This is a genomic window from Micromonospora yasonensis, from assembly GCF_026013475.1.
GTDB classification, from domain to species: domain Bacteria; phylum Actinomycetota; class Actinomycetes; order Mycobacteriales; family Micromonosporaceae; genus Micromonospora; species Micromonospora yasonensis.
Window position 1 is genome coordinate 1 of sequence record NZ_JAPDPH010000310.1, and the last position, 6,912, is coordinate 6,912.

The following is a 6,912-nucleotide window of genomic DNA, read 5'->3' on the forward strand; positions in this document are numbered from 1 at the left end:
GACCCCGTATGTGACGGCCGCGGCAGCTGCGGCAAGGCCGAGCTGGCGCAGCCCGCCGAACCAGCCGGGCACCGTGGTCAGCCGCGCCACGGCGGCGCCCGCGCCGAACAGCGCGACGGCAGTCACCACGAGCGTCGCGGCGAGCGAGCCGAGCCCGATCAGGAATGGCAGCACGGGCACGAGCGCCCCCAGTGCGAACGCGGCGAAGGACGACGCGGCGGCGACCCAGGGCGACGGCAGGTCATCCGGGTCGATGCCCATCTCCTCCCGCACATGGACCCGCCACGCCTGCGAGGGATCCCGGGACAGCTGCGCGGCCACCTGATCCGCCAGCTCGGAGTCCAGCCCGCGCGCCCGGTACAGCGCCGCGAGCTCGGCCTGTTCCTCATCCGGGTGGGCGGCCAGTTCCCGCTGTTCCCGGGCGATCTCGGCACGGGTCAACTCGGCCTGGGATGCCACCGAGGTGTATTCGCCCGTCGCCATCGAACAAGCCCCGGCGACCAGGCCGGCCAGCCCGGTGAGCACGATGGTGTGCGGGTCACCGCCACCGCCCCCGACACCCGCGATGAGCGCGCCGTTGGAGACCAGGCCGTCCATCACGCCGAACACCGCGGGCCGCAGCCATCCACCGGTCACGTCGCGGTGGTGCTGGTGGTACTCAACCTGCAGGACTGTCACGATATCCACCTCCAGTAGTAGACGCGACAGTACTAATGCGGTGCCGTCGCGTCTACGACGGTGAGCCTGTCCTAACTGACCTCCAACACGCACCACGGCCCATCAGACCGTTCCGCATCGACGGTGACGGTGCGATCGGGAAGACGTCCGCGACGATGTCCAGCCGGGCCAACCGATCCGATAGCAGCCGGAGGAGGCGGCGGGCTCGGGCCGACGATGGTGAAACAGTTGGGGGCGACCAATACCGTGCTCGCGCCGGCTGGCGGCCTGGTGACGGCGACGGACATGAGGCACTATGGCCTTCACCGCTGCGCAGCTCGAGCTCGGATAGGTACGTGAATCATGCCCCTGTCTCGTCGCCTGATCATCTCAGCCGTAGTCGCCACGGTCGTGGTCGGCTCGGGGGTGGCCGTCGCCCTCTGGCCCGAGAGTCACGCGCCGTACCGTCCGCCGAGCTCGCATGTGGTCCAGCCGGGCGCGCCGGGCCAACCGGGCAGATCGCTGTCGGGGAGCGACGTTTCTCAGCTCTCGCCGCCCGGATTCACCGCGGCCGACAGCCTGTTCATCCAAGGGATGATCCCGCACCATGCTCAGGCGCTGGAGATGACCGCGCTCCTGCAGGGCCGCACCACAAATCCGGACGTGACGCTGCTCGCCAAGCGCATCGACGTGTCGCAGCGGGACGAGATCGAGCGGATGCAGCGGTGGCTCACGGAGCGGAGCGTGCCGAGCACGGGGCCGAACGGGGGCCACGCCGGGCACGACAAGCTCATGCCCGGGATGCTCACCGCCGAGCAGCTCAACCAGCTCAAGCAGGCGCGCGGGGCGGAGTTCGACCGGCTGTTCCTCACCTTCATGATCCGCCACCACCAGGGTGCACTGGCGATGGTGGAGGAGCTCTACTCGACCGGGGGTGGGCTCGAGCCGGCGAGCGACCAGTTCGCCCGTGAGGTCAACGCCGACCAGAGCATCGAGATTCAGCGGATGCAGGAGATGCTGGCCAAGATGGGCTGAGGCTCGGCCGGCTGACGGAGAGAGGGTGAAGGGCGCCTCGGCTCGAAGGTTTCGAGTGGAGGCGCCCTTCGGTCAGGGATAGGTCAGAGCGATTCCGCCAGGTCCAGGACCGCCTGCTTCAGCTTCTGGTGCTCCGAAGCGGTCAGCTTGCCGGCGATCTCCTGCAACTGGGACACCGCAGCGTCCCGCTGGCCGTTGGCGGAGAACTGCTCAGCCCGCTGCAGGAACTGGTCGACCTGGGACTTCAGCGGGTGGCCGAGGGTGTTGGCACGGACGAGTTGGTCGTAGTGCGACCGCGCAACTGCGAAGCTCGGCGTCCAGCTGACCTTCGGCTGTCCCTGGGCGTTGAACTGGCCGAGCTGCACCTCGGAGGCTGCCTGGATCTCCGCCTTCGACAGGTGCTCGCTGGGCGTCAGCTTGAACGCGTCGAAGCCGCGGGCGATCTCGTTGCCGTAGAGGTTGCCGTTGTACCAGTACGCCGACCAGAACCCGCCGAGCACGAGCCGCTCCGGGCTGACCGGACCTCGGTCGAAGAACGCGATCTCGTGCGGGTTCTTCGAGTCGGTGAAGTCGAACACCGAGATGCCGCCCTGGTACCAGGCTTGCATCATGATGTCGCGACCCGGCACCGGAATCAGCGACCCGTTGTGCGCCACGCAGTTCTCCTGCAGCGTCTGCGGAACGGGCAGCTTGTAGTAGCTGGCGAACTTCATCTTCCGGTCGACGATGTCGAAGATGGCGTTGGCGCCCCACTCCGGGAGGTCGGTGTCGCGGCAGCGGGCACCGCTACCACCGCCCCACTCGTCGGTAAAGATCACCTTGGTGCCGTCGTTGTTGAACGTGGCTGAGTGCCAGTACGCGAAGTTCGGGTCGGAGACCTCATCGATCCGGCGGGGGTTGGCCGGGTCCGAGATGTCGATGAGGATTCCGTTGCCCTGGCACGCGCCGGCGGCCAGCCCGATCTCCGGGTACGCGGTGATGTCGTGGCAGGCGTTGGTGTTCGGCGTCGGCGACCAGGTGCTGCCGGACGGGTGCCTGGGCGTCTGCGGCCCGTTCTGCAGGCCGTCGATCCGGCCCGTCTGCGGGTCCTGGAACAGCCGCGGCTGGTTCACGACGGCGGCCTGCTCCGGCGCCGCCAACGGCACCTTGATGACGTCGATCCGCCACCTCGACGGGTTCTCACCGTCCGCGGCGTTGTTGTTGCAACCCTCCATCGTCGTAGCCGGCCGCACCGAGGTCGTGCCGGAGACGTAGACGTAGACGTTGTTGGCGTCCTTGGGGTCGGTCACCACAGTGTGGGTGTGTGAACCGCGGCAGAGCTGGACGCCCGCGACCTGTACCGGGTTGTGCACATCGCTGATGTCGAAGACCCGAACGCCCTGGAACCGGGTGCCGACGTTGGGGTTCGTGCCACAGTCGACCCGCCCGCGGGTCTCCTCCACGGACATGAACAGCAGGTTGCCGTAGACGGAGAGGTCGCCCTGCCCACCGGGGCACACGACGCTGGTGACGAGCGTCGGGTCGGCGGGGTTGGAAACGTCGACGATGTTGAACCCGTTGTAGTTGCCCGAGAACGCGTACTTGCCGCTGAAGGCGAGGTCCGAGTTGTAGAACCCGCCGTTACCCGGGTTCGCCGGGTCGACGAAACCCGCCGGCTTGTCGCGGTGCGCCACGTGCTCCAGGTTGCTGATCGCGGACTTCGCGTCGAGCCAGCCGGCACCGAGTCCGATTCGTGGATCCGGCTCCGCCGCCGAAGCCGTGCCGGGCAGCACGCCGACCAGGAGTAGCCCCGCGGCTATCAGGCCGAGCGCTTGCCGCCCCCGACGTGACCTAGAACGCAAGTGATGTGTCATATGCCGCCTTCCGATCGAACGACCTGACGCGACGTCCAGCTGGTGGGGAGCGCGTCGTATAGGTAAGGACCGTAGCGTCGATCGGTCATTGGTCAAGAAGCCCGCGAGATATGCACATATTTGCGCAGGCACGCGGCCGGACGGGCCGCGACAGGCGTAGGACCTGCTGCTCGAATATTTCGCCACTCGTCGGATGAGCGGCCCGCGAGCCGCGCCGTAGCGTCGATGCAATTCACTTCGCACGGGACTGGTTGCTGAACGTGATCGCCGGGCGAGCGCTGCGGATCAGCGCGGCGGACCGCTGCGGCGGCCGTGATCCGGCGCTCCATTGCTGTCTTTTCCAACCCTCGAAGGGAGCAGCGGTGCCCCCGACCCCCGCCCATCCCATGGCCGCCGCATAGCCGCGTTGCTGCTGTCCACGGCCCTCGTCGCGTCCCTGACATCAATGACCGTGAAACCCGCCTCGGCCGCGTGATCGGCCCCGTTTCGAAGCTGCCGTCGCCGACGAGAGCGGCCGGGATGGCGATCCCGGCAATCGTTGCGATGTGCCGGGACGTGGCGCTGCGGATTCAGAAAGGAGGCCCCGAAGCAGCGGAGCGGAGACGGCTGTCTCCGTGGCAGAAACCGGCCGCGACAAACGCGGCCCCGCGAAAGGCGACGCAAAGATGACGATCAGTGAGAGTTCCAGCCTGTCCCGCCGGACATTGCTCCGAGGTGCCGCAGTGGCCGGCGCCGCGGCCGCCACGGCGACGGTGGTCCGCCCCGGCGCCGCCTCGGCCCAACCGGTAGCGGCTCCCGCCCTCGATGTGCAGGCCGCGGCCGAACGGGCCGCCACGATCCCCACCCCCGAGAAGTACTTCGGCTTCCGGATCGGATCCGACGGCAATCTCGCGACCTGGGACAAGATGGTCCCGTACTTCAAGCTCATCGCCGACAGCAGCAACCGGGTGCTGTTCGAGGAGGTCGGCAAGACCACCGAGGGCAACCCCTACATCCTGCTCACCATCAGCTCGCCGAACAACCTGGCCAAGCTCGACCAGCTCATCGAGATCAACAGCCGGCTGGCCGACCCCCGCGGGTTGTCTCCGACCGAGGCCGAGAAGCTCGCCAGCACCGGCAAGCCCTTCTACATGGTGTACGCCGGCATCCACTCGACCGAGGTCGGCAACTCGCAGGCCACCATCGAGTGGGCCTACCGCCTCGCCACCGAGCACTCCGACTACATGGACAGCATCCTCGACGACCTAATCATCCTGATGGTGCCCTGCCAGAACCCGGACGGCCTCGTCAAAGTCAACGATTACTTCGTCAAGACCGCCGGCACCAACTACTCCCGCACCTACCCCGACCTCTACCAGAAGTACTGCGGTCACGACGACAACCGCGACTGGTTCATGCTGACCCAGGTCGAGAGCCACCTGGCGGCACAGATCCAGAACAAGTACCACCCGCAGGTACTGCAGGACTCGCACCAGGCCGGCTCGGGCGCGCCGCGGATGTTCACGCCGCCCTACCTGTCGCCGTACGACCCCAACATCGACCCGATCACGGTGCAGCAGACCGACGTCCTCGGCCTCGCCATGCAGCGGGGCATGACCGCCGCCGGCATGAAGGGCGCCGGCTGGGGCATGACCTACGACTACTGGACGCCGTCGCGGCAGTACTGCGTCTACCACAACGCCGTCCGCATCCTCACCGAGGCGGCCAGCGTCACCAACCTGGCCTACCCGTTCGTCAGCACCCGCCCGATCGGCAACCAGGAATCCAGCATCAGCTTCATCGAGCCGTACGACCGGACCACCTGGACGCTACGGCAGATCGTCGACTACGTCGGGCAGTGCTTCTACTCCGGCATCGAGGCCGTGGCCTACGACAAGTTCAACTGGCTCTACAACTTCTATCGAGTAGGCGTGAAGGGGGCCAACCGGACCGGCGCCTACATCATCGCGGCCGGCCAGCGCGACCCGCAGGCCGTCAAGGACACCCTCGACATCCTGTTCCGGGGCGCGGTCGAGATCCATCAGGCCCAGGCCGCGTTCACCGCGGGCGGCAAGCAGTACCCGACGGGGTCGTACGTCATCTTCCTGAACCAGCCCTACGGCGGGTTCGCCAAGACGCTGCTCGAGAAGCAAAATTACCCGCACCTGCTCCAGTACCCCGGCGGCCCGCCGCAGCGGCCCTACGACGTGACCGCGCAGACCCTGCCGATGATGCTCGGTTTCACCGCCGACCTGGTCACCGACTCGATCTCGGTCAGCACCAAGCTGCTCACCGAGATCAAGCCGCCCCAGATCACGATGCCGACGCCGCCGTCGCCCACCGGCGCCTACGTCATCGGCCCCGAGTCGTACGGCGTCTACCGGATCATCTCCCGGCTGCAGAAACAGGGCATCGCGACCTTCCGGGCCGGCGCGCAGTTCACCGACGGCGCTCGCACCTTCCCGGCCGGCACCTTCATCGTGCCGCCGACCGACGCGGCCCGGCAGATCCTGCAGGACCAGGCCCGCGACACCGGCATTCCGGTCTCGGCCCTCTCGGCCGTGCCGCCGGTCGCCGGCGCGCAGCTCAAGGCGGGCACCAAGATCGGCCTGCTGAAGCCGGCGAACAACATCCAGTCGGGCTGGCTGATGTTCATGTTCGACCAGTACGAGGTGGACTACAAAATCGTCGAGGCGAACGACTACGACAACCTCTCCGGTCGGTTCGACGCCATCGTCATGCCGCACGGCGTCAGCCGGAACTCCATCGTCAACGGGCTGAACCGCAACAACTACCCGCAGGAGTGGAGCTGGGCGTTCGGCGTCGGCGAGGACGGCTGGAACAAGCTGCGGAACTTCGTCACCAGCGGCGGTACGCTGATCGCGTTCGGCAGCGGGTCGAACACCGCGCAGCAGCTGTTCGAGCTGCCGATCGAGTCGATCCTGCCCAGCGAGGAGACGGTCTTCTACTGTCCCGGCTCCCTGCTCAGCCAGGAGATCGACGCCAACGACCCGGTCGGCTACGGGATGAACCCGAAGAACCCGGTCTGGTTCGATGGCGACCGCGCCTACCGGCTCATCGACCCCAACAAGTATCCGGTCAAGGTCGTGGCCAAATACCCGGACAGCGGCGAGCAGCTGCAGAGCGGCTGGCTGATCGGCGGCGAGCACCTCAACGGTGCCGTCAACGGTCTGTCCTGGACCGTGGGCAGCGGCTACCTCGTGACCTTCGGCAGCGAGATCGCGTTCCGCACCTGGAACCGCGGCGAGGGGAAGATGGTCTTCAACGCAATGTACCACGGTCCGTCGCAGAAGCTCACGTCGGAGCAGTTCCAGCGGCTCGGGCGATAGCCTCGTGCGTCGAGGCGGGGTGGGCCGGCAACGGTCCA

The 6,912-nt window shown here is 67.4% G+C and carries 4 protein-coding genes; 2 read left to right on the top strand and 2 right to left on the bottom strand.

Features of this window, described 5'->3' with window-relative positions:
• The coding region (locus tag ONA70_RS33670; protein ID WP_265010522.1) for a VIT1/CCC1 transporter family protein at window positions 1-678 on the bottom strand (678 nt) is incomplete at its 3' end.
• Window positions 679-1,020: 342 nt separating this feature from the next.
• On the opposite strand from ONA70_RS33670, the gene ONA70_RS33675 reads away from it, so the two are divergent.
• Window positions 1,021-1,692 carry a DUF305 domain-containing protein gene (locus tag ONA70_RS33675; RefSeq protein WP_265010523.1) on the top strand — a complete coding sequence of 224 codons (672 nt, stop codon included), beginning with the start codon at window positions 1,021-1,023 and terminating at the stop codon, window positions 1,690-1,692.
• 83 nt (window positions 1,693-1,775) lie between these two features.
• Here the strand turns inward: ONA70_RS33675 and ONA70_RS33680 are convergent, their stop codons facing one another.
• Window positions 1,776-3,464, bottom strand: coding sequence for an LVIVD repeat-containing protein (locus tag ONA70_RS33680; protein ID WP_265010524.1), 1,689 nt, complete (start codon window positions 3,462-3,464; stop codon window positions 1,776-1,778).
• A 746-nt stretch (window positions 3,465-4,210) separates the two neighbouring features.
• Here ONA70_RS33680 and ONA70_RS33685 point away from each other — a divergent pair.
• Entirely contained in the window at window positions 4,211-6,874 is a 2,664-nt protein-coding gene (locus ONA70_RS33685; protein WP_265010525.1) for a M14 family metallopeptidase, read from the top strand.
• Window positions 6,875-6,912: the final 38 nt, after the last annotated feature.

Coding starts and splice junctions, on each gene's coding strand:
- ONA70_RS33685 (WP_265010525.1), top strand. CDS start 4,211: ATGACGATCAGTGAGAGTTCCAGCCTGTCCCGCCGGACATTGCTCCGA.
- ONA70_RS33675 (WP_265010523.1), top strand. CDS start 1,021: ATGCCCCTGTCTCGTCGCCTGATCATCTCAGCCGTAGTCGCCACGGTC.